Source organism: Bradyrhizobium genomosp. III (genome assembly GCF_000261705.1).
Classification (GTDB): Bacteria; Pseudomonadota; Alphaproteobacteria; order Rhizobiales; family Xanthobacteraceae; genus Bradyrhizobium; species Bradyrhizobium ottawaense.
Window position 1 is genome coordinate 1 of the sequence record NZ_AJQF01000611.1, and the last position, 563, is coordinate 563.

The following is a 563-nucleotide window of genomic DNA, read 5'->3' on the forward strand; positions in this document are numbered from 1 at the left end:
CTGACCGGAATGGCCAAGGCCTTCGAGGAGCAGCGCCGATCGCCCGATCTCGAAGCCCTGCCGTTCGAAGATCGCATCGGCCTGTTGGTCGACCGCGAAGCCGCCGAACGCGACACCAGGCGGCTCACCACGCGCCTCAAGATCGCCGCACTGCGCCAGACTGCTTGCGTCGAGGACGTCGATCTGCGCACCCCGCGGGGCATCGACCGCGCCGTTTTCGCCAAACTCGTCGAAGGTCGCTGGATCGATCGCCACGAGAATTTGCTCGTCACCGGGGCAACCGGCCTGGGCAAAAGTTGGTTAGCCTGCGCGCTCGGCCACAAGGCCTGCCGCGACAACCGATCAGTCCTCTATCATCGCGTTCCAAGGCTGTTCGAGGCGCTCGCGCTCGCGCGCGGAGACGGACGCTACGCCCGGCTCCTCAAAAGCCTCGGCCGCGCTCAGCTTCTGATTTTGGATGATTGGGGACTATCGGTGCTCACCGCCGCGGAACGCCGCGATCTGCTCGAAATCCTCGAGGACCGACATGGCCGCGCATCCACCATCGTCACAAGTCAGCTCCC

General features: G+C 65.2%; 1 protein-coding gene. It reads left to right on the plus strand.

Annotated elements, in window-relative coordinates:
- On the plus strand, positions 1-563 hold a 563-nt coding region (gene istB, locus IC66_RS0142410), incomplete at both ends, for an IS21-like element ISFK1 family helper ATPase IstB (protein WP_038951402.1).